The organism is Allorhodopirellula solitaria, from assembly GCF_007859855.1.
GTDB classification, from domain to species: Bacteria; Planctomycetota; Planctomycetia; order Pirellulales; family Pirellulaceae; genus Rhodopirellula; species Rhodopirellula solitaria.
In genome coordinates this window covers 80,167-101,735 of record NZ_SJPK01000001.1, presented here as the reverse complement: position 1 = coordinate 101,735, position 21,569 = coordinate 80,167, and the positions used below count along the sequence as shown (strand labels likewise).

Genomic DNA, 21,569 nt, shown 5'->3' with positions numbered 1-21,569 from the left:
TCAGCGACGGGATTTCACAAAACTTTCTTTTGTCTACCGAAGTAGCGTTTTCGGCATGATCGTTGCTTGGTGGAGGAATACTGATCCGGCCAAAGCGTTTTTAGGGTTGCATTTCCGTCCCAACGGATATTGTTGACGACGTGAGGCAATCACGTCGCGTGAGCGTGTCATGCAGCTTTGAGTCCTGATCGCAGACCTGCGAGGGAGCCTTAGCGGCGAGTTGAAACGGGTTTGGCGAACTTTCCGACGTCGACAAACGTCTGAATGGTTGCCGCGACCTCGATTGATTCGGTTCGCGAGGACGTCCTCGTCTGAAAGAAAGGTTTTCCCATGTCCAGAAAAGAATCTCTGCAGAAATTGCGAGTTACGTTAATTCGTCGTCGTGATGCCTTGAGAAAGGCGTTAGCGGGAGACCTGAGTTTACTGAGCGAGCTCCACCAGCAAAGAACCGGCGATGCGCTCGATGCCGCCGCTGATACTGTCCAAGATGAGCTCAATAGCCAATTGGTCGAGGTTGAGAGCCAAGAATTGGTGGAGATTGAAGAGGCGATTGCCAAGTTCCAGCAAGGGAATTTTGGTGATTGTGAGGACTGTGGAAAACCCATTCCACTTAACCGGCTGCGCGCGATCCCTTACGCGAGCGACTGCATCGAGTGTCGCCGGAAGGCGGAAAGTGACAGCGACGGATCCGCCGCTGCGGTGCCGTGGAACCGGATCTTTGATATGGCTGACGCGGATAAGGTGGAGGGGTAATCCCTCGCTTCTCGACACACTGAATTCTGGCGGGTTGGTGCTTTCGGTGACGCCCCGTCAGCGGTTATGGTCATGGGGCATGGAGTTAAAGTCCCTTTCCCGAGCATCCCCGAGATCACAACATGGCAAACCTCCGCTCGCTGATTCGAGATATTCCCGACTATCCCAAACCAGGGATCCTATATCGGGACATCACCCCGCTGTTGGCCGATGCCGACGCGTTGCACGAAGCCGTTGATCAGATGGCAGCTCCGTTCCTCGATGCAGGGGTAGACGTGGTGGCAGCCGCTGAAGCACGCGGATTTATCTTTGGCACGCCGCTGGCCATGCGGCTTGGGGCTGGATTTGTGCCAATTCGTAAACCTGGCAAGTTGCCGTTCGATCTGCACTCGTTTGCTTACCAGCTCGAGTACGGCACCGATGAGCTGCAGATTCACGTCGACGGGATTCAGCCCGGCCAACGTGTGTTAGTCGTCGACGACCTGCTCGCTACCGGCGGGACAGTGGAAGCCTGTCTACGTTTGCTAGAGAAATGTGACGCCGACGTCGTGGGCTGCTCGTTCCTGCTACACCTCGAGGCGTTCGGTGGCGAAGCGAGACTAGAGCCCTATCACGTTCACAGCGTGTTGAAATACAGCGGCGACGATGGTGAGGCCGAGTTAAGTATTCAAAATCGCGAGCCCGGGCCGAGCATCTAGCCAGTTTACTCGGATCGGTTGCTTACCAACACAGGGTGAGCCATGAATATGTATCGGTTTTAGTAGTGGACGAGACGACGAGTCCTGCGGCTTTGGACTCGTCGCCTCGTCCACTACGACAGAACTCGTCCACTACGACAGAAATTGATCGTGCGTTGCTTAGTACGCCAGTGGTCGTGGTTGGTTGACCTGTCGGGGGCGGAAGATTTGGCTGGTGGTGCCGCCTTGCTGTGTCACGTGAGTCGGGTAGCTATTTCCCATGCTACTTGAGTGCGTTGGCATCGGATCACCCGACATGTGCGAGCCCACGATGGTTTCACCTTCCTGCAGTGCCAGCGTCGGTTGGCCGTTCGCATAGCCGCCCATGAATTCGCCTTCCCCGTGGTGGGATCCACATCCACAATCGCCGCCACAGCTGCCGGTATCGCAACCGCTATCGCACGCACCTCCGCAGCCGCCACCACAGGCTCCGCCGCACCCATCATCGCAGCGATATCCCCAGAGACTCTTGACGCCTGCAAAGACCGGGCGGCATTTTCCGCAGGACTGGCCGTTATAATTGCCGCACGAATCGCATGGGTCGCAGCGATCCGCGGGGTGGTTGATCCAGGGATCGACATAGAGTTCGCCGCAACCGTCACAGGCTCCACAGCCGTCGCTGCAGCCTCCCACGCCACCTCCCGCACAGGAGCCGTGTTGCCACATCGGACCACAACAGCCTACTGTCAGGGTCAAGCAAACTGCGAGCAAAAGAGTTTGAGCGGCATGAATCATCACAGACGTCCGTGTCACGTGGGCGGTTTTTGAGGTAGCGCAAGGTTGCGTCGGGAAACCTTGGTTGACGCAATCCTCCACCGAATCTCAGGGTCGAGAATCCGGCGTCACAATCGTTATCGTCCGCACAGCCGGTAAACTTTACCCAAATCCCATTCTCAACATCCCTGCGGTCGGATCGATTTCCATGAGCTCCCTGCCCGACGCAGACCGTCTGACGCGTGGATTCTTTCAGCGGGATCCCCTGCTCGTCGCCCGCGACCTGCTCGGCTGTACGTTGGCGCACCGGGTCGGCGGTGTCTGGCGAGGCGGATGGATCGTTGAAACGGAAGCGTATTTATCACAGGGTGACCCTGCCAGCCACAGTGCTCGAGGCCGCACGCCTGGTAATGCGTCGATGTTTGCTGAGCCGGGGAGACTCTACGTTTATCCGATTCATGCCAAGCACTGCTTGAATTTCGTTACCGAGAGCGAGGCGATCGGATCGGCAGTGTTGATCCGCGCGGTCGAGCCGGTGTGGGGCCTCCGGCAAATGCAGCGCGTTCGCGGTACGGTCGATGACCGGCGAATCACGTCGGGGCCAGGCATGCTCTGTCAAGCGATGGGCGTCCAACGCGACTGCGATGGAGTCGATGCACTTTCTTCACGCCAATGGCGGGTGATGGCGGGGCAGGATGTGCGGGAGAGGATTCGATCGTCACCACGGATTGGTATCCGTCAGGCCGCCGAGCTACCGTTGCGGTTCTTCGTCGACGGGAATCGCTACGTCAGTGGATTGGCACGCTTACACAGCCGTCCCCGCCGCGAGACACTGCTGCCGCGATAGCGGCGCCGCCGCGACTCGGCACCGTCGCGTGTTTACTGAAGTGGCGAAAAATGGCTCAATCGAAAGGCAGCCGAGCAATTAGCGCGAGATGGGAGCCGGCACATCTCCGGTATACCAACTGCTAAGGTAAGCGGCATGATGCAGTGGAGTGTCGTGCTCCCTGATCGTCGTTGTCTCCGCTGGAACCTTAAGAATGCCTCAACGCCGCGTTATCACCTTTGCTCTCATCGGACTACTCACAACCGCGTTGTCGACGCCCGCGTCCGTGGCTGCCGAGCCGCAGCCGATCCAGGTGTTTATCTTGGCGGGGCAGTCCAATATGGAAGGGCATGCGAAGGTCTCCACCATCGAATACATCGCCGATGACCCCGAGACCAAGGAACTCTATCATCAGATGATTGATTCCGATGGCTCCCCCAGGGTCGCTGAGGATGCATGGATCTCGTACTTCACCGGACGGGGCGATGAGAATGGCGAAGGGCATGGCAAGCTCACTGCAGGCTACGGTTCCCGCCGGAACCCGGCCGTCGATGGTGGCAAGATTGGACCAGAGTTTACCTTTGGCCTCGCGATGGACGCGGCATTGGAAGCCCCTGTCTTGATCATCAAGACAGCATGGGGGGGCAAGTCACTTTTCTATGACTTCCGTTCACCCAGTTCGGGAGTTTACGTGCGATCCCAACGCGATCTGGAGCGGGATCGAAACCCCGTCGAGGGCAGCGGGCACTACTATCGATTGATGATCCAGCACGTCGAGAACGTGCTCGGCGATATCGAGCGCGTTGTCACCGGCTACGATCCCCAGCAAGGCTATGAGATATCGGGATTCGTGTGGTTCCAGGGATTCAACGATATGGTCAACCGTGATGTCTACCCAGTGCCGCGGCGCGACAGCGATGTCAATCGTTTCGACAAATACAGTGAGTGGTTGGCCAACTTGATCCGAGATGTTCGCAAGGATCTCGATGCGCCGGAGTTGCCGTTTGTGATTGGGGTGATGGGCGTGGATGGAATGAAAGTGGAGAAGCTCAACGACGGAAACCGGCAGTTTCGAGCGGCGATGGCGGCACCGGCGTCCTATTCGGAATTCCGAGCGAACGTCACGGCGATACAAACCGGTGAGTTTTGGGACGAACCTCTAGCGGCCATTCAAGAGAAGGTGCAACAGGTTGCGCAGAAACGCTATCAGCTAAATAGAAACGAGGTCGCTCGAGGCGAGATGACCGAAGCAGAGATGCAGGCAGAAGTGGCAGCCTTCGAGGCGGAGTTGATCTCTCCGGAAGAGGCCGCCTTGCGAGCACGGGGGGCTTCCAATGCGGGCTATCATTATCTCGGCTGCGCCAAAACGTTTGGGCTGATGGGAAACGCGTTCGCCGAGGCGATGTTGGAGCTGATGCCGGCAACCTCGCTACGGGAATAGATTGCGAATCGGAGATGCTGTTGAGAACCACGCCGTTCCTGTGCAGTGGAACGTCTATACTTGGTATTGCGGTGGCAGGGCAGCCTCGTGTCGGCGCGCAATCTTCTCTCTCATTTCCCTCGAGGGGCCCATGCGAGTTCCTACTCTCATTTTCGCCACAGCCATTGTTTGTGTGAATTGTCTTGGGCAGACGAAGCAGCCCAACGATGCTCAGTCGAAACAGGATTTGTCTGAGCCCGCGAGGATCGTCGACATTCAGGCTGACTATCCCGGAGGCAATATCAACGTCGAGAGCAACGACGGGAAAACGGTTGATTTGTCACCTCGGCTCGATGGCGGAAGAAATTGGTTCTACTGGAATTTCGAAGCGATCGCGGAGCGAGCCGGAGAAGTTGCCTTTGTCTTTCCCGAAAAAGTAGCTGGGTTTGAAAACGGAGCCGTCGGTTTTCAAGGTCCCGCGATCAGCACCGACCAAGGCGTGAGCTGGCGTTGGATGGGCAATAATACCGCGCTCGTCCGAGGCCGTTCTTTTACCTACACATTCAGCGATCCTGGAGAGCGAGTCCGATTCGCTGTAACACTCCCCTACACCGAATCAAATTGGCAAGCGTTCCTTCAAGATCACCAGGCCAATCGGCATCTTCAAACCCGTGTATTGACCCAGAGCCGGCAGGGCCGGGACGTTGAATTGGTGCAGATCGGTAGAGCTGGCCCCGGGAAAATCGCGATGCTGGTCACGGCACGACATCATGCCACGGAGACCATTGCCAGCTTTGTGCTCGAGGGTATGCTGGCGGCGGCGATGTCGGACGATCCGGTCGGTGTTGAATTCCGCCAGCGATTTGTTCTGTACGCTGTGCCGTTCGTCGACAAAGACGGCGTCGAACGAGGCGACCAGGGCAAAGGTCGGACGCCGCACGATCACAATCGCGACTATGGCGAGAAATCCATCTATCCGGAAGTGCAAGCAATCATGGAGCTGGGTGAAGAGCAGCAGATTGGCGCATCGTTGGACCTGCACTGCCCGACGCTCGTCATGGATGATCATCAATTGATGTATTTCGTCGGGCCATCGGATGTCCCAACGAACAACGCCGCCATCGTGGATCGATTTGCCAAGGCGATCAAAGAAGAACTACCCGACGGGGCTCCGTTCGGACCCCTGGTATGGCTCAAGCCGATCGACGATGAGAAGCGGACGATGAACAGCGGCTACTTTGCCAGCCGCCCGGGTTGCTTGACCGCATCAACATTGGAAATCCCCTTCGCACCGAGCAAGGCGAGCATGGACCAGCCCTCCCTGGACGCATACGGCTGGGCCGTACTGCGTGCGTGGAATCAGCTCGACCTACAGAATTGACGCGGCCGACCAGGCTGTGACTACTCGGTTTTGGCTTCCGTCACGCTGCGAATGTAATCGACCTCTGCTTGCCGATACGGCGTGCCATCTTCTCGGAAGATATCGTGGAACCAAACGGGAGGTTCCTCCGCATAGGGTTTCTGCCATGAATCCCAGGGGTAGATGGTGTTTGATTTGCCGGCGACAAATCCCCAGTTGTAGGCACCAATTTGCTGGTCGGCGAAGTAGCCGAGGATCGGGTCGAACTCGCTGCCGTTGGGGCGTGCCATGTATTCGGTGCAGATCAACGGCCGGTTGAGCGGACGCAGGTTTTCTACCCACGTCTTGAGTTGCTTGAGGCCACCGTAGCAGTGAAAGCTGATCACATCGGACTCTTCGAGCTGGACTTTCTCGATGTCATTGAGCCGATTGGGATCCGCTTTGTGGCCACCCAGCCAAACGCCTGCGGTCAGCGGCTGGGTGGCACCGGCTTCGCGGGCCCACGCGAACGTTTGGGGGAGCAGTTCGAGAACGAAAGCTAGTTTGTCTTCGGGTTCCTGTTTCAGGTGGTTCTCGCCGTAGCTGTTACCGTTGGTGTTATCGGGTTCGTTCCAGACGTCCCAAACCTGCACGCGGGGGTCGTCTTTGAAGGCACCCACGACGCCTTTGACATAGTCTTCTAGCAAGCCGTGTCGCGATCGGTCACGCAGATCTTTCGCTCCCGGACTCTGGACCCAGCCCGAGTTGTGTAGGCCTTGCTGCGGTTTACGCTGCTTACCGAGTTCAGGATTCGGATCCCAGACGCTATCGAACAGAACCAACATGACTCCGATATCGTGTTTCTCAGCGATGGTGAGCAACTGATCGATTCGCTTGACAAACCCCTCGGCGTCTTGCTCCCAGAGCAAGTGGTGCAAGTAGACGCGGATGCTGGTGAAGCCGAGGTCTTCTGCCCACGCCAATTCCCGATCGATGGCTTCGACGTCGAACGTGTCGGCCTGAAACATTTCGAGTTGGTTGATGGCATAGGCGGGCGTGAAGTTCGCCCCGACCAGCCACGGTGTTTCTTCATGCCAGGAATTCGCCTTCTCAACTGACCAGCGACCGGTGGCCTCTTGCGCACTGAGTGGATTGGCAGCCGTGATCGGGCCAAGGAAAAAAAGGAACACGGCGATTCGCAAAACAAGCGGCTTGGTCAACATAGTCGTCCTAGGGGGCAGACGGTTAGGTAGCGGCATCTGAAATCTGAAAATCCCAGATTGCTAATGGGGGAAGGTGGCGTCCGAGTCCCAATGAGGGGTTCTGATCAGAAGCCAGAAATCTCACTTGGAACGGACGATGTAAATCAATCTACCAGATCTTGCGGTCCGTTGAAGACACGCAGGGTAAGTTCATGGCAGCGTTGCCCCCCACCCGGCACCCGCACAATTGTTGTCCTCGAACGGGGGCAGCTCGCCTTACTTCATCTTGCGATATCGCTCGATCAGGGCGTTGGTCGAACTGTCGTGATCGAGCACCGAGTCGGCGTCGGCAGCGAGTTCGGGAATGATCGCTTTGGCGAGTACCTTGCCGAGTTCGACGCCCCACTGGTCAAAGGCGTCGATGTTCCAGATCACACTTTGCACGTAGACGCTGTGTTCGTAAAGGGCGACGAGCTTTCCGAGCATTGCGGGTGACATCCGCTCGCCAATGAGTGTGTTCGAGGGACGATTGCCTTCAAACACGCGGTGCGGCACCAGCCAGTCCTGGGTGCCTTCGCTGCGGACTTCAGCATCGGTCTTTCCGAACGCGAGCGCCTCGCTCTGAGCCAAAACGTTGGCGATCAAAATATCGTGATGATCATCGATCGGGTTGAGCGATTTGGCAAAGGCGATGAAGTCGCACGGGATCAACCGCGTGCCCTGGTGGATCAGTTGATAGAACGAATGTTGGCCGTTGGTGCCGGGCTCGCCCCAGTAGATCAATCCGGTTTCGTAGTCAACGCGTTCGCCATCGACTGTCGTGGACTTCCCGTTGCTCTCCATCGTGAGTTGTTGCAGGTAGGCGGGGAAGCGTTTGAGGTATTGTTCATAGGGCAGCACGGCGGTGGTTTCGACACCGAAGAAGTTGGAGTACCACACGGCGAGCATACCCATCAACACGGGCAGGTTTTTCTCCAGCGGCGCGTTGCGGAAATGCTCGTCCATCTCGTGGAACCCAGCGAGCATCTCGCGGAATCCAGCCGGGCCGACCGCCAACATCGTCGACAGCCCGATCGCAGAGTCCATGGAATAGCGACCACCTACCCAGTCCCAGAACTCAAACATGTTGGCGGTATCGATACCGAACTCGCTGACTTTTTCGGCATTGGTCGATAACGCCACAAAGTGTTTGGCGACGGCGGATTCATCGCCACCGACGTGGTGCAAGAGCCATTGGCGAGCCGTGTTCGCATTGGTCATCGTCTCGATCGTCGTGAATGTTTTCGAGGCGACGATGAACATGGTCTCCGTGGGATCAAGATCGGCAACCGCTTCAGCAAAATCCGTTGCGTCGACATTGCTGACGAAGCGGAAGGTCAGCTCGCGGGCGCTGAAGTACTTGAGTGCTTCGTAGGCCATCACGGGACCGAGATCGGAACCACCGATACCGATGTTGACGATGTTGCGAATCGGCAATCCCGAGTGACCCACCCACTCGCCGCCGCGGACGGCATCGCAGAAGGCGGACATCTTGTCGAGCACCGCTTGGACATCCGGGACGACGTCTTCACCATCGACGACGACGGAGGTTCCTGCTGGGGCGCGGAGAGCGGTATGGAGTACCGCGCGACCCTCGGTCAAGTTAATTTTGTCTCCCGAAAACATCGCCTCGATCGCTTCGGGCAGTTCACAGCCACGGGCCAAATCGAGCAGCAGTTCCATCGTCTCGCCCGTGATGCGGTTTTTGGAGTAGTCCAAATACAACCCAACCGCTTCCATGGCAAGTTGTTTCCCACGTTCGGTCTCATCGGCGAACAGGTCACGCAGATGCTTGTCTTTGATCGCCTCGTAGTGCTCTTCGAGGGCCTTGTACTGAGGCAGATTTTTGAGGGTATCCGTCATGGTTGGCTTCAATGCGAGAGGAGGCGAGTAGGAAGTAGGCTGCCGCCGCCATTCTGCGCGATTTTACTGCGTGAGACTATCCGGCTGCCCTCGCAGCAGCTCCTCGGCTGACTCTTGGACGGGCGAATGCAAGGCGATCGGTCCGATCTTTCGAGCGGGCAGGATCGGCTGCAATTCCAGCTTGCGGGTGACCATGTCGCCCGAGTCCCCCAATGTTTCTGCTCGCGTGGCGAGTTGCTCCGCGGAGTCACCGCTCGGTGTGAGGCCGCGGCGGGTGAGCTCGCGGACAATCTCGGATACTTGGGCAACGATCGCTTCTTGGGTCGGGGACAGCTCCATGGCCTTGCCATAAATCTGCTCGGCCTGGACGAGATCATCGATTCGCCCGGCTACCTGGTAACGCTGCAGCAACAGATCGCCAATCGCTCGCAACACAGCGGGATCGTTGCCAGCTCGCGCGACCGCGATCTCCATCGCTGTTGCCGCGTCCTGCTGGTGGCGAGCGGAAGTCGCTGGTGATTCGATGAGCGATTGCATCAGCTTGCGGTTCTCGATGCTCGCCAACCAAACGGGTGCGTCCTGAGCGAGCGGGTCGTTCTGGATCGCAGAGCGAAGTGTTGACTCGGCTTGGTTGATTCGATTCGTGCGGAATTGCTCGGTGGCCACTGCCATCGCAGCGCGAGTCTGCAGGATGGGGCGAAGGGAGAAGAACAGGAACCCGAGAAACAACACGCCTCCGACGACGCCAACGCTCCAGCTCGGCAACTGCCTCTGCGCTGCAGCGTGAGACGCTGTGGTCGTGCTCCCGGGACTGACGCGAGCGGTGGGCACACTCGTCGCGATCCCGGCGAACCAGATCCCAATCAGAATCACGCCTGGAACCGTCCAGCCGCCTGAGAAGCAGAGGTGAACCAAGCCACACGCGGTCGCCGCCGCAGCCACTTTCACGCACTGGCTCGGACCGAGAGCCGCTGCCAAGATTGGGGTGATCATCCACCATGCTCCCATCACGATCATCGCGGCGGGAATCGCGTATTGGTGGGCCTCGAAATCGGGTAGTGCGTCATGGGAGATCCCGTAATACCAGACCACGACCAAGCCGAAAAACGCACCAGAGGCGATAGCGGCAGCTAACAAAGTCTCGGTGCGATGTTCAGGGAATGAATTGTCCGCCGTGCAGCCGCCGTTCTGAGCAAGCGACGGAGAAACGTCCTCACCTGGAACCGCGTAAGAGAGAATCTTGCGGCAGCAAAACCACAGGCCCGCGGCCAGGCTAGCCGTCACCAGCAGACCTGCGATCCAACCTCCGCACGCCAAAGTCTCGACGATGAAGTTGTGTGGTTCGGCGATCATTTCGTGGGCTGCCACGTCACGATACTTTTGGTAGACGAGTTGAAAGTTGCCGGGCCCGGCCCCGAACCAGGGATGGTCGCTCAGCAACACGAGCGTCGATAGCCAGTACTGCAGCCGCAGTTCGATGGTCTCTCGAGCTCCCGCAGCAAATTGTCCCAACCTCGAATCGGCTCCTGCGAACCACCACACCATCACGACAATCACACCCAATCCGACTGAACTGGCGAGGATGATGCGGACGGATCGTCGACTCCGCGGCCAAACCGATAGTACGGTGGCCGCCACCGCGACGACGATCACCGACAGCGCGCCACTGCGACTGCCCGTGGCGAACAATGCCACCATCGTCAGGATGAACACAGCCGTGAGGACTGCCACCGCCGCGATCGCGGCCGGCAGGGTCCGCTGTGGTTGCGTGACAGTTATTTCGTCATCGTGGCGGCGAAAGGAAGCCAGGATTGATACCAAGCACCCGCCGCCGAGGGTCGCGATCATCGCCAATGGTCCTGCCAACGAATTGGCCAATGCAAACGTTGCCGTGGGGCCGCCGTCTCGCATTCGATTTTCATAGACCATTCGGGCCGCCGATCCTGGGGGCGCGTTCAATCCCAGGCTCGCGAACGCTGCGTCTGGATCGGCAAGGTATTCCCGCAACGTCTCGGGGAGAGAAATATAGTGTTGGTGCAGGGTATGGACCGCCAGGAGAGTCCCCAGGCCAAGTAACAACCCGAACACCGCGCGAATTCGCACCACATTCGTCGTCACTCGGCGAATCGTCACCAAGAAACCCGCTGCGGCAATCCACCACCATGCTTCATTCGTCCCGGCACGCAGGTCGCCACCGAGAGTCGGCACCGACGAAGAAAAGACGCCGCCGGTGACCCACGCGGCGAGAAGGATCCAGCCGGCCAGCAGCAACACTGAACTGTCGAGCCACCACGACGCCCGCCTCGCGTCGAGTCGGGGACGGAGGTGCATGGCCATGGCCGCGACCAACCCCCACGCCATCAACATGCACGTCGCTCCCATGGCATGTCCCTGCTCGAGGGCAGTGGAATCGGCGGGATAGTACACCGTCCAAACCGTGATCGCTGCGGCGGCGCCCAAGCCTACGATGGCGTAGGCGTTGCGTCGTGTTCCCGCGTTGTCCCGGTCGTCATCCCGTCTGTTTTCCGGAGTCTTGAGAGGACTTTTGCGACTCACGATTTCGGCCGCCGGCTGCGTGTCGATTCGAGAATCGCCAGGAGGGTCAACATGCAACACACAATTCCCAACACCATGATCGCTTGCAGTGTGTCGACATGCGTCATCAGGACCGCCGACAATCCACAGGTGGCTGTGATCAGATGGATCGTCGCGACAGCTGCGGTGCGCGAAAGGCCTAGTTCGACGAGTCGGTGCGACAGGTGACTGTGATCGCCTTGAAACGGGCTGCGACCCTCGCGTATTCGAATCCACAATACCGTTGTCATGTCGTAGAGCGGTACCGCCATCGCACATAAGGGGGCAAGCACGGCGTGCGGTCGCAACGTGCCATCGGCCGACTGCCCACCGACAAACGTGGCCATCAACATCGAGACCGCGATCAAGAATCCGACGAAGTAGCTGCCCCCATCGCCCATGAAAATCTTAGCCGGCGGCCGGTTGTGAAAGAGGAAGCCGACCAGAGACCCCGCGACGACCGCGAGCAATGCCGCGACAAGCAATTGCGGGTGGTCGGTATCCGGGTCGGGCGTCGTCAACATCACGACCGCCATCGCGCCCGCAATGATCGCGGCAATGCCGCCGGACAACGCGTCCATATTGTCGAGCATGTTGAACGAATTAATCACCGCCACGATCCACAGCACCGACAGCAGCTTGGTCATCCAGCCCGGCTGAAAGAACGCCGTCAGCTCAATCCCCAAACCGAATACCACCGCTGCCGCGATTCCAAACTGTACCCCCAGCCGCACGACGACCGAGAGTCCATGCCGATCGTCCCACAGTCCTAGCAGTAGTAAGATCGTACCTCCAACGAGCAGCCAGATTACGTCGGCCGCGCGTGACCAGACCCCCGAGGCGTGCGTGTCGGCGGCCGACCACAACCTCGCCAATAGTGAATCGGTCTCGCCCGGCACTCCGCCAGCCACGTGCGACGGATCCTGCAGCCACCACGCCGCCAGGATGGCCAGCCCGACGGTCCCCGCGACTCCGCAGTAGATGCCAATCCCGCCGCCCAGCGGTGTTGGCACGGTATGGCTGCTGTGTCCACCGGGCCGGTCAAGCAGCCCCAGTTCCTCGGCAAATCGCCGCACGGGGAACAGAGCCAGCCCGCTGATGATGCCCGCCACTCCTGCGACCGCCAATACGAGCACGACGGTATCAGACATAAGGAATTGGCAGCGAGTGAGAGGAGACGAAGAGGGGCAAGCCGATGCCGGTACGTATGGCTGGACATTTTGTTCTCTCGCCCGGGTTAAGTCCACCTCCCCCCGGCCCCTGGACGTGCCGTCGACTTATTTGTTGCCAGCGAAATAGCCTGGAAATCGTCTCCCGACGCCTGAGCAAGGGATCGCATCGAGTCCCTCGCGGACGCGTTGGGTGATTAAATCGACAAAACGAGGATATTCGCGACCCAGTCGCGAGAACGTGAGTTCGCGTAAGGGTGGTCGGTTTCCCGCTGCGGCCAGAAAGTGTTGCGGAGAGGTTCGTACTCGATCGCGACAGCAATTTCTTAGGATCCAGGACAAAATTATATGCGTACATCTTCCCGTATCGATCGTTTAGGGTGTCGAAGAGAGGCGGCTCCTCGGCAGCGTTGTGTAGCGATCGAGGTGTAGACCGTATGTGGGTCTGCCGCCGTTTTAATACTTTTGGCTATTTTCAAGATTGAAGGTTATGAAGATATTTCAAGATCGACGTCCGCGTCGCGCCGGTTTTACGCTTGTTGAGCTGTTGGTGGTTATCGCCATCATCGGTGTGTTGGTGGGCTTGCTACTGCCCGCCGTGCAGGCCGCCCGGGAAGCCGCTCGGCGAATGAGCTGCGGAAACAACGTCAAACAACTCGGACTCGGTTATCACAACTACCACTCGGCGTATAACCAGTTGCCGAGCTATCGCGGCGGCAGCAACGACCCCAGTACGAACTGGCCCCCCGGTTATTCTGACAACAGTAACATCTACAACCTCAGTCCTTTGGTGGGGATTCTGCCTTTTATTGAGCAGCAGGCGTTGTGGCAGCAGATCTCCAATCCCAGTATTCAGAATGCGGACGGATCGACCCGGGCGGTATCCGATCCGTGGCCTGCGATGGGACCGACGGTCGACGGCAACGACCGATACATTCCATGGACAACGGAAGTCAAAACGTATCGCTGCCCCAGCGACCCCGGTAGCGGGGCACCGGCCTACGGGCGGACGAACTACGCCGCGTGTTTGGGTGATAGCTACGCCCAACCCAATGGATCGTGGGTCTGGTGGGATAACACGCAGCGTGTCGGCCAGGTATGGGCTGGGACGAGCGAAACGGCTGCTGATCGTGGTCTCTTTTTCGCCCGCCGGGCAACGAAATTTCGCGATTGCCTCGATGGTTTGTCCAACACCATCATGGGCGGCGAAATCGCCACTGATCTTGGCGACAATGACGTCCGCACGCGGGCTGCCGTACACGCGATCGATGGGGCAGGCAATCTGGACAACAATCCATTGTCCTGTCGCAGCGGTCTCGACCCGCTCCGGCCGCAGTTCTGGAAAGCAGGCACGACGTTCTGTACCTGGCAAGGCGACCCGAGAATTCGTCGCGGTTTCCAATGGGCCAGCGCGTTCGATATCATGGGCGGCTTCCACACCGTCCTGCCGCCCAACAAAGAAATCTGTGCCGACACCACCGCCGGCCAGTGGGCTGGGATTCTCGATGGTCGTGGGAATTACACCGCCTCCAGCCGCCACCAAGGCGGCGTGCACGTGCTGATGGGTGACGGTGCCGTTAAGTTCATCACGGATTCCATCGAGTCAGGCAACAGTGCTCACGGGAATGTCAATCCATGGTGGGGATCCGGACGAGCGAGCCCCTATGGAATTTGGGGCGCGATGGGCACCCGGGCCAGTCGAGAAACGCCTGATATGACTGGCATCTAAACGGCCACGCGATCCATCGAACAGATCGAGTTCTTGCTAGCGACTCGGTCTGTTCTTTAGCACTCTTTTTCGAAGAGCCTCACTTAAACGGGGTCTGACCCTGGGGAGGCGAGTCATTTCAAATAATTTCTTAGCGGCCTCGCCGGCAAGGGTCAGACACCTTTTCGGATGGGCGGCTAGTTATGTGACGAGATTTTGCTGATGAAATTTGCAACCTTTGTTCTATCGATTTGTTTGGTTTCCGCCTCCGTTGGCTGTGACAACGGCGGGACGGAAAGTGTGTTTAATGAAGATGAAATGGCTCAGTACCGCCAGACGCCTGAGGAAATGCGGGCGGCAATGAAGGAGGCGCAGGCCTCCAGCCGTGCTGGCAAGAAGCAGATCGCGGAGTCCGCGAAGACTGCTGGCCAGGAACCGGCAGCGGCCGAGTAGCCGCGTCGGATACTAGTTTTCGGTGCAATGCCGAGGGCCCTCATCGGGTTGATTGCCCACGAGTGTCCCGACAGGGGAGTCAGGAAATAGACGTAGGTCGGCCCGGCGCCACCTACGGTGGTTCCAACCGACCTGGGCTTTCTAGGTGGATTTTGGTAGCTAGTTGTTTGGCAGCTATCAAAGCCGCCTGGCGGTAGTGGAGCTTGCAAGAACCAGTGAGTTCCCTCCTCCGTTCGCTTGCTGGTGTGCTCGGCACACGAGAAGCAACATTTGGAGGTTCGAGACCGCCGGTGGTCCCCCCCGCTCACCGACTCGATCTGGCCGTGGAAACCTCGCTCCATCATCAGTTGAAATCGCACTACGCCGCGTCGCCCGATCAAATCGAGGTGGCCGTCGGCGCCTACCGAATCGACGTGGTGCGCGGTGAGGAGCTGATCGAGATCCAATGCGCATCGCTGTCGGCGATTCGCCGGAAAACACTCGATCTGCTGCAGCGACACGACGTCAGGATTGTCAAACCGTCGATCCATCGCACGCGGATCTGTCGCCGCGATGTCACCGGCGGGCCGACGCTCTCGCGACGTCTCAGCCCGCGGCGAGGTCAACCTCACGAGCTCTTCGAAGAGTTAATTTATCTGCGAGATGTCTTCCCGCATCCTCGTTTGACGCTCGAGATACCTATCGTTGATGTCGATCAGCATCGCTGGGTGCGAAAAGGCAAAACGCGGCGTCGCCGTGATCCCGGCTACGTGGTTGAAGACACTGAGTTGAGCCAGGTACACGAATCGATCGAGCTTCGTGACGCGGCAGATCTCTGGCGGTTGCTCCCCGGCGGCGCCGGGCCTGACCCCGACCGCGGTCCCGAACGCGACCGACAACTCGGCGGAGACGAGTTCAACACGCAAGACCTGGCCGCCTCGATCGGCTGTCCACGCTGGATCGCCCAGCGGATTGCTTACGTGATGCGGCACGCTGGAGCGATCGAGTCGACGTCCCGTGACAAGTTGGGGGTCCGTTATCGGGCTGCTTGAGCAGTTTCGGTGCACGTCAGGTCGCCGTGCTACCGCTCACTCACTTCTTCTCGCTATCGTTATCCTCTTCGAGCCAATCCAGCGAGAAGTCCGCCGCCTCAGCATCCTCCGGCTGAGATTTGTCCGAGTCACTGCTTTTTCCCGTCGTCTCAATCTTCTCGTCGCTGGAGTCCTCGCCGGAATCGAAGCGGAACTCGCCCGTCAATGGATCCGATTTCAATTGCAGTGAGTCATCGTCGGGTGAGAAAGAGGTTTCACCGCGGAGCTGCTCGATATGCGGGGTCTGCTGATCTGACGGGAGGTTTTCGTCGCCATCGCCCTCGAGGGTGAGATCACCGACATCGAGGATTTCTTCGTCGAGCCCGAGTGCGATCGAGTCTGAATCGAGTGTCGGCTCCTTTGTCGGGTCCACAAGCTCCACGTCATCGAGTCCGAGCTCTTCAATCTCGTCGTCGACCGGCAGCGGATCCACAGCAGTCGCGGTCGGCGCCGCGTCGCCTTCCACATCGTCGGAAAAGCCACGTGACTCATTCTCGAGTTCCGAGATCTGTTCGTCTCCCACGGCTTCGTCGTAGCGTTCTTGGGAAACATTCTCGTCTGCGAGCGAGATCGTTTCAACGGGCGTGTCGACGGGGTGAGTCTGTACTGCCGATGCGGAGGAATCGGCAGGTTGCGGCGCCGCGGCGGTGCGTTTCGGGAAGATCGCGTCGGTGTTGCTCTGCAGCACCGTGCGGCCGAGATCCACAGCCCGCTGGATACTCCAGCCCCGGTCACCGACGAACTGATCGGCGAGCACACCGGCGAGTACCTTGCGATACATATTGAACTTCGGCCAAACGAATTCCAATTTGTAGGCGTCGCTGTAGTAGCCGATCATTTTCGTTTGCGGGACGGCCTCGAGTCGAGCTGCCAGGTCATGAGAAATTGTCGAAGGCGTGTTGCTGTACCACCAGTGCCCGTTGGGAATCACGTTGGGGAAGATCCACGCGTAGCTGACGAGTTCCTGGTTCGTGACACTTGCGAGTACCGAGACGGGGAACGTCACATCGGGAAACGTATTGAATAGATCTCGGTACTGGATCAGGGAAACCCGTGAATCGAATAGATCCTGGCCCTGAAAGACTCCGGCCGGGTAGACTTTCCGGTTCACCCCAATCATCAGATCGAAGGGGAGTTGAAACTCGTCGCACAATTCCGCGAGCGTCCAGAAAACGCGTCGTGACAAAGCGTCCCGATGGCTTTCGTCGGACGTCAAGCCGCCCCGCAGGACTGCGTCAAGGGCCGTCTGGGCTCGCCCGTCTGGAACGGAGGTCGGTGTGAAAGAAGGCGGCAGTGAAATGGCGCAGGCCCGCGCCCCACGACTGACAAAGTGTTCGAACAATGCCCGCAGACTCGCTCGCAGGCTTTGCAGAGATCCATCGAGTTCGATGCCCGTGCATGCGGCGAGGCGCTCGCGGACATTTTTATCAGCGAGATGGAATACGAGGTCGTCGGTGCGCAGGCAGGGGATGTAACGGTCGCTGTCGAATCCCGCGAGATCGTCATCGAAATCGTTCGTCAAGAACACGGCTTCGACGTTCGATTGGTCGAGCACCATGTCCGGCCACTGCGCCGACGACATGACCGACTCGCTGTGATCGTAGAGCCGTTCCCAATTCCCCGCATGCAGCCGGTCGTCTTCAAAACCGAAGAACATTTGACAGATTTCGATCAGCCAGCTGTATTGGACGGTGTTCTCGAGCGGGCTGAGACGTCCGACGAGTCGCTCGACGAGCTCTTTCGGGGCGATCGACCCCCCTTCAATCTGCGCCTTGGGCATCCCTGCTGAGTGCGCCAGTTCGGTGTAGTAGTGATATCCGAGCAGGTCGGCGAGTGTGGTCGACGCCGGGGCATGCGGGTTGATGTGTGTGTGGGGGTCGGTCAACCGCAACGATGCCAGTTCTTGATAGATGTCCGTTCGTGCAGATCCGGGTTGGCTGAAGGCGTCAGGCATGTCAGTTTCAATCATGCGGGAGGTGTTTTTAGCAGTGGTGCGACCTTCCCTAACATAGTCATTCAGTGGGTCGGATTCGACGCTTTGCCAGACCGGGAGTCCAAAAATTGCAACTGTTGATGCAGCATCGCGACCGAAGGCATGGGATGCGACGAATTTTCAACCGTTTCGCCCCTCGCCGCTCTGGCCCGCTCAACCGCCCGCAGTGGACTGCCGAAGATGGCGTCGACCTCCATCGCCCGCCCATGAAGGAAATCGAGCCTCATGCTGCTGTCGTAGGGGACCATCGTCTCGGTGTGCTGCATCGTCGCTTCGATCGCTGCAGCATCGATCGAAACCCCGCAGCAAGCGGCCCCGCGATGGACCTCGTCAATGAGTGTGCCGGCGAGAGACTTGGCAGCCGCGGAGGCCATGATCTCATCAGTCGCCGCGTCGAGAGCAACCGACAATCCATTGAAGGGGATGTTCCACATCAATTTCCGCCATCGGGCGGCGGCGAGATCATCGGTCCACTGGGCGTCAATTCCCGAGCCGGTCATGTCGGCCAGGATGCGCTGGCCGAGTTCGTAGGCCGACCGGGTCACCGCAGAGTCTTCGCCGGACTGACCGCCGGAGCTCTCGCCGCTGCGTTGGTAAACACCAAAGACGATCCGGCCATAATCCAAGTGCCGGATGTGTCCGGGGCCGACTTTGTTGCTGCACAGAAAGCAGCAGCCGCCGAGAACACCACGGCCGGGCACGGCGTCCGCCGAAGCCGACTCCACGTCGAGCCCATTCTGTAGCGAGAGCACAGCTCCTCGATCGGACACGACATGCGGAAGCATGCGGGCGAGAAGCTGATTGTTTGTTGATTTCAAGGCCACGATGGCCACATCACAGGGTGGCATGTCGCTGGCATCTCGATAGATATTCGGGCTCGGGACAACGAAATCGCCGAGCACGGAGTCCACGCGGATGCCGTGTTTCGCCACATGTTCCAAGTCGGAGTGCAGCAGGAAATGCACCTCGTGTCCGGCCCGGGCCAGCATGCTTCCATACAAACCGCCGACCGCACCGCTGCCTAGAATCGCGTAACGCATCGCTGCTCCTCAAAGCCTGTCCGAAAGGGGCTTACCCTTTCCGGTGAGGCCGTTAAAAAAGGGTTCATCCGACGGAAGCGTGCGCAGAGCACCGCGGAAGGTTTTTTGAGGCATGGCTCTCGTATCCAATGATTGTTCAAAAATGCGTCCCTGACGAACAAACGCTCGCCAGGGACCGACAACGCCATTGGCGTACCGCTTTTGCAGGGAAACGCTGGCGACCGAGATATCCCTTGCCAAGCCAGCAGCTCTGCAGAGCTCGGCTCCGTTTCTCCCGGCAGTGCCAGTCTAACATTGATAATCACATCCCACAAATAAATCCTTCGATACGGGAGCCATGCCTTGAAAACCTCGGGCCCACGCTTCCGTCGGATGAGCCAACAAAAGATGTCAAATGACTCGCCTCCGAAGGGGCAGCCCCCTTTTCGGATAGGCTCTTATTTTAATACCGGGCAGACATCGAACCATTCGCGTTTCTGATTCAGCATCCACTCGTTCGCTTCGGGTGGCCCCCACAAGCCCGTTTGGTATTGTAGCAACGGCGGGGCGGCGGGGCTCCGCCAAGCTTCCAGGATAGGATCGATGATCCCCCAGGCCAACTCGACTTCGTCACCACGTGAGAACAGACTCGCGTCCCCTTGCACTGCATCGAGCAGCAACCGTTGGTAGGCGTCCGGCATCGCACCGCCGCCCACGGTATCTTGAAAGTTGAAATCCAAATGACTCGTTCGCGTCTTCATCCCTGCGTCGGGGACCTTCGTTTCAAAGTGCATTTGGATCCCTTCGGCCGGTTGCACCTGGATCACTAGACGATTGCCAATGGAGGTGTGGTTCTTGTCGCCGAATAGCATATGCGGCACATCTTTGAACTGGATCACGATCTGCGTCGTCCGGCACGACATGCCTTTGCCCGAACGCAAGTAGAAGGGGACGCCCTGCCAACGCCAATTGTCACAGTACAGCTTCAACGCCGCGAACGTCGCTGTTTGACTGCCAGGGGGAACTCCCTCTTCCTGGAGATAGCCGGCATACTGTCCGCGGACGGTTTGGGTAGCAAAATCGCCTCCCGACATCTTGCGAACCGCGTGCAAAACCTTGACCTTTTCGCCACGGACCATGTTGGCATCGAAGCGAGCGGGCGGCTCCATCGCCGTGATCATCATCAATTGCAGGAGGTGGTTTTGGAACATGTCCCGCAAAATACCACTCGTGTCGTAGTATCCTGCCCGCCGACCGATGACGACCTCTTCGGCAACGGTGATTTGGATGTGGTCCACAAAATTGCGATTCCACAAGGGTTCGAAGATGCTATTGGCGAACCGCAGGGCAAAAATATTCTGGACCGTTTCCTTGCCGAGGTAGTGATCAATCCGGTAGATCTGGTCCTCGTCAAAGACGTGGTGGATGGAGCGATTGAGTTCCTTGGCGGTCTTCAAATCGGTTCCGAACGGTTTCTCGATGATGACTCGCCGCGTGCCGTTGTCCTCGCACGCCAAACCGGCGGCGCCGAGTTGTTCAATCGCGGTCTGGTAGAGCTGGGGCATGGTCGAGAGATAGTACACGCGCCCCGTCGATTGCCCTTCTTCGATCTCACTGAGAAAGGATGCGAGGCTCTGGAACGATGCCGCGTCTTTGATATCACCGGGTTGGTAATAGATGTTCGGCGCAAAAGAGTCCCACTTCTTGCTGTCAAACACCTTGCCTGCGAACTTGGCCGTGGTTTCCCGCAGGCTCTTTCGCCACTCGTCGTGCTCAAACTCACTGCGCGAAACCCCCACGATCCGAGTCTGTTTCGGCAACCGGCCTTTGGCATGGAGCTGGTAGAGAGCGGGGATAAGCTTGCGGCTGGTTAGATCACCGCTCGCGCCAAAGATGACGATCGTGTTGGACATAGAAACCGAGCTATCAAATGCAGGAGAAACGAGTAAATGCATGTGGGGAGCACTGGATACTCTACGGATCATTGCCGTCCCTTGCGAGGCCCCCAATCGTTGACCGATAGCTCTGCCTGTAGCGCATCGACGGGGCGCGTGTCAGCTCAGACGGGCGGAGCCGTCTGGCTACAATGTCGACCGACGGCTCCGCCCGTCGGGAGTGGGGAGGTGCTCGAGCCGATGGCGAGCTGTGCGTGGTGGGGGGGCGAAGTCTGCATTCTGTGATTGGGCTGAGCTTGAGTCAGTCGAGAGTGACGCGTTGGTTTGGTGAATTTGTCGACCGATGCCTTTGCCGGATTAGCGCGTGTCAGCTCAGACGGGCGGAGCCGTCTGGCTACAATGTCGACCGACGGCTCCGCCCGTCGGGAGTGGGGAGAGGTGCTCAAGCCGACGGCGTGCTGTGCGTGTTGTGCGTGGTGGGCGGGGGGCGAAGTCTGCTTGCTGTGATTGGGCTGAGCTTGAGTCAGCCGGGAGTGACGCGTTGGTTTGGTGAGTTTGTCGACCGATGCCTTTGCCGGATTAGCGCGTGTCAGCTCAGACGGGCGGAGCCGTCTGGCTACAATGTCGACCGACGGCTCCGCCCGTCGGGAGTGGAGAGGTGCTCGAGCCGACGACGTGCTGCGCGTGGTGGGGGGCGAAATCTGCTTGCTGTGATTGGGCTGAGCTTGAGTCAGCCGGGAGTGACGTATTGGTTTGGTGATTTTGTCGACCGACGGCTCCGCCCGTCGGGAGTGG

At 58.7% G+C, this 21,569-nt stretch carries 16 protein-coding genes; 8 read left to right on the top strand and 8 right to left on the bottom strand.

All coding sequences use genetic code 11. The features are described from left to right. Positions 1–330 precede the first annotated feature (330 nt). Positions 331–753 (top strand): TraR/DksA family transcriptional regulator, encoded by a 423-nt coding sequence (locus CA85_RS00335; protein ID WP_146389123.1) that lies wholly within the window; start codon positions 331–333, stop codon positions 751–753. Between the two features lie 122 nt (positions 754–875). After that, a complete protein-coding gene (locus CA85_RS00330) occupies positions 876–1,451 on the top strand; it encodes an adenine phosphoribosyltransferase (protein ID WP_146389121.1) in 576 nt (191 codons plus the stop codon). A gap of 159 nt (positions 1,452–1,610) precedes the next feature. On the opposite strand, the gene CA85_RS00325 is transcribed toward CA85_RS00330, so the two are convergent. Continuing rightward, positions 1,611–2,243: a hypothetical protein gene (locus tag CA85_RS00325; protein ID WP_246112365.1), complete on the bottom strand. Its 633-nt coding sequence runs from the start codon at positions 2,241–2,243 to the stop codon at positions 1,611–1,613. A gap of 169 nt (positions 2,244–2,412) precedes the next feature. On the opposite strand from CA85_RS00325, the gene CA85_RS00320 reads away from it, so the two are divergent. From CA85_RS00320 to CA85_RS00310, 3 genes are all read left to right on the top strand, one after another. Continuing rightward, positions 2,413–3,051: a DNA-3-methyladenine glycosylase gene (locus CA85_RS00320; protein WP_146389119.1), complete on the top strand. Its 639-nt coding sequence runs from the start codon at positions 2,413–2,415 to the stop codon at positions 3,049–3,051. A 193-nt stretch (positions 3,052–3,244) separates the two neighbouring features. Further along, positions 3,245–4,471, top strand: coding sequence for a sialate O-acetylesterase (locus CA85_RS00315; protein ID WP_146389117.1), 1,227 nt, complete (start codon positions 3,245–3,247; stop codon positions 4,469–4,471). A 130-nt stretch (positions 4,472–4,601) separates the two neighbouring features. Beyond that, positions 4,602–5,831, top strand: coding sequence for a M14 family zinc carboxypeptidase (locus CA85_RS00310; protein ID WP_146389115.1), 1,230 nt, complete (start codon positions 4,602–4,604; stop codon positions 5,829–5,831). A 20-nt stretch (positions 5,832–5,851) separates the two neighbouring features. On the opposite strand, the gene CA85_RS00305 is transcribed toward CA85_RS00310, so the two are convergent. The 4 genes from CA85_RS00305 to CA85_RS00290 form a co-directional block, all read right to left on the bottom strand. Continuing rightward, the gene (locus CA85_RS00305; RefSeq protein ID WP_146389113.1) at positions 5,852–7,012 is read right to left on the bottom strand and encodes a glycoside hydrolase 5 family protein; all 1,161 of its coding nucleotides are present in this window, start codon (positions 7,010–7,012) and stop codon (positions 5,852–5,854) included. 255 nt (positions 7,013–7,267) lie between these two features. Beyond that, positions 7,268–8,893 (bottom strand): glucose-6-phosphate isomerase, encoded by a 1,626-nt coding sequence (pgi, locus tag CA85_RS00300; protein WP_146389111.1) that lies wholly within the window; start codon positions 8,891–8,893, stop codon positions 7,268–7,270. Positions 8,894–8,956: 63 nt separating this feature from the next. Next, positions 8,957–11,449, bottom strand: a complete 2,493-nt coding sequence (locus CA85_RS00295; RefSeq protein ID WP_146389109.1) for an O-antigen ligase family protein — start codon at positions 11,447–11,449, stop codon at positions 8,957–8,959. Continuing rightward, positions 11,446–12,618 (bottom strand): MraY family glycosyltransferase, encoded by a 1,173-nt coding sequence (locus tag CA85_RS00290; RefSeq protein WP_146389107.1) that lies wholly within the window; start codon positions 12,616–12,618, stop codon positions 11,446–11,448. Before CA85_RS00290 ends, CA85_RS00295 begins: the two co-directional genes overlap by 4 nt. A 508-nt stretch (positions 12,619–13,126) precedes the next feature. Between CA85_RS00290 and CA85_RS00285 the strand changes: the two genes are divergently transcribed. The 3 genes from CA85_RS00285 (at position 13,127) to CA85_RS00275 (ending at position 15,828) form a co-directional block, all read left to right on the top strand. After that, complete coding sequence (locus CA85_RS00285; protein WP_146389105.1) at positions 13,127–14,365, top strand: DUF1559 domain-containing protein; 1,239 nt, start codon at positions 13,127–13,129, stop codon at positions 14,363–14,365. Positions 14,366–14,566: 201 nt separating this feature from the next. Beyond that, the gene (locus CA85_RS00280) at positions 14,567–14,797 is read left to right on the top strand and encodes a hypothetical protein (RefSeq protein ID WP_146389103.1); all 231 of its coding nucleotides are present in this window, start codon (positions 14,567–14,569) and stop codon (positions 14,795–14,797) included. Positions 14,798–15,120: 323 nt separating this feature from the next. Then, positions 15,121–15,828: a hypothetical protein gene (locus tag CA85_RS00275; RefSeq protein WP_146389101.1), complete on the top strand. Its 708-nt coding sequence runs from the start codon at positions 15,121–15,123 to the stop codon at positions 15,826–15,828. A gap of 40 nt (positions 15,829–15,868) precedes the next feature. On the opposite strand, the gene CA85_RS00270 is transcribed toward CA85_RS00275, so the two are convergent. The 3 genes from CA85_RS00270 to zwf all read right to left on the bottom strand — a co-directional run bounded on the left by CA85_RS00270 (position 15,869) and on the right by zwf (position 20,792). Beyond that, on the bottom strand, positions 15,869–17,836 hold the full coding sequence (locus tag CA85_RS00270; protein ID WP_246112364.1) for a glucuronate isomerase: 1,968 nt from the start codon (positions 17,834–17,836) through the stop codon (positions 15,869–15,871). Between the two features lie 47 nt (positions 17,837–17,883). Beyond that, positions 17,884–18,900 (bottom strand): putative 2-dehydropantoate 2-reductase, encoded by a 1,017-nt coding sequence (locus CA85_RS00265; protein ID WP_146389099.1) that lies wholly within the window; start codon positions 18,898–18,900, stop codon positions 17,884–17,886. Between the two features lie 437 nt (positions 18,901–19,337). Continuing rightward, positions 19,338–20,792, bottom strand: a complete 1,455-nt coding sequence (gene zwf / locus CA85_RS00260) for a glucose-6-phosphate dehydrogenase (RefSeq protein ID WP_146389097.1) — start codon at positions 20,790–20,792, stop codon at positions 19,338–19,340. Positions 20,793–21,569 lie beyond the last annotated feature (777 nt).

Excerpts from the sequence above, each read along its gene's own strand:
- zwf (WP_146389097.1), bottom strand. The coding sequence starts at position 20,792 with ATGTCCAACACGATCGTCATCTTTGGCGCGAGCGGTGATCTAACCAGC.
- pgi (WP_146389111.1), bottom strand. The coding sequence starts at position 8,893 with ATGACGGATACCCTCAAAAATCTGCCTCAGTACAAGGCCCTCGAAGAG.
- CA85_RS00330 (WP_146389121.1), top strand. The coding sequence starts at position 876 with ATGGCAAACCTCCGCTCGCTGATTCGAGATATTCCCGACTATCCCAAA.
- CA85_RS00265 (WP_146389099.1), bottom strand. The coding sequence starts at position 18,900 with ATGCGTTACGCGATTCTAGGCAGCGGTGCGGTCGGCGGTTTGTATGGA.
- CA85_RS00335 (WP_146389123.1), top strand. The coding sequence starts at position 331 with ATGTCCAGAAAAGAATCTCTGCAGAAATTGCGAGTTACGTTAATTCGT.
- CA85_RS00305 (WP_146389113.1), bottom strand. The coding sequence starts at position 7,012 with ATGTTGACCAAGCCGCTTGTTTTGCGAATCGCCGTGTTCCTTTTTTTC.
- CA85_RS00285 (WP_146389105.1), top strand. The coding sequence starts at position 13,127 with ATGAAGATATTTCAAGATCGACGTCCGCGTCGCGCCGGTTTTACGCTT.
- CA85_RS00315 (WP_146389117.1), top strand. The coding sequence starts at position 3,245 with ATGCCTCAACGCCGCGTTATCACCTTTGCTCTCATCGGACTACTCACA.
- CA85_RS00310 (WP_146389115.1), top strand. The coding sequence starts at position 4,602 with ATGCGAGTTCCTACTCTCATTTTCGCCACAGCCATTGTTTGTGTGAAT.
- CA85_RS00290 (WP_146389107.1), bottom strand. The coding sequence starts at position 12,618 with ATGTCTGATACCGTCGTGCTCGTATTGGCGGTCGCAGGAGTGGCGGGC.
- CA85_RS00280 (WP_146389103.1), top strand. The coding sequence starts at position 14,567 with ATGAAATTTGCAACCTTTGTTCTATCGATTTGTTTGGTTTCCGCCTCC.
- CA85_RS00320 (WP_146389119.1), top strand. The coding sequence starts at position 2,413 with ATGAGCTCCCTGCCCGACGCAGACCGTCTGACGCGTGGATTCTTTCAG.
- CA85_RS00270 (WP_246112364.1), bottom strand. The coding sequence starts at position 17,836 with ATGATTGAAACTGACATGCCTGACGCCTTCAGCCAACCCGGATCTGCA.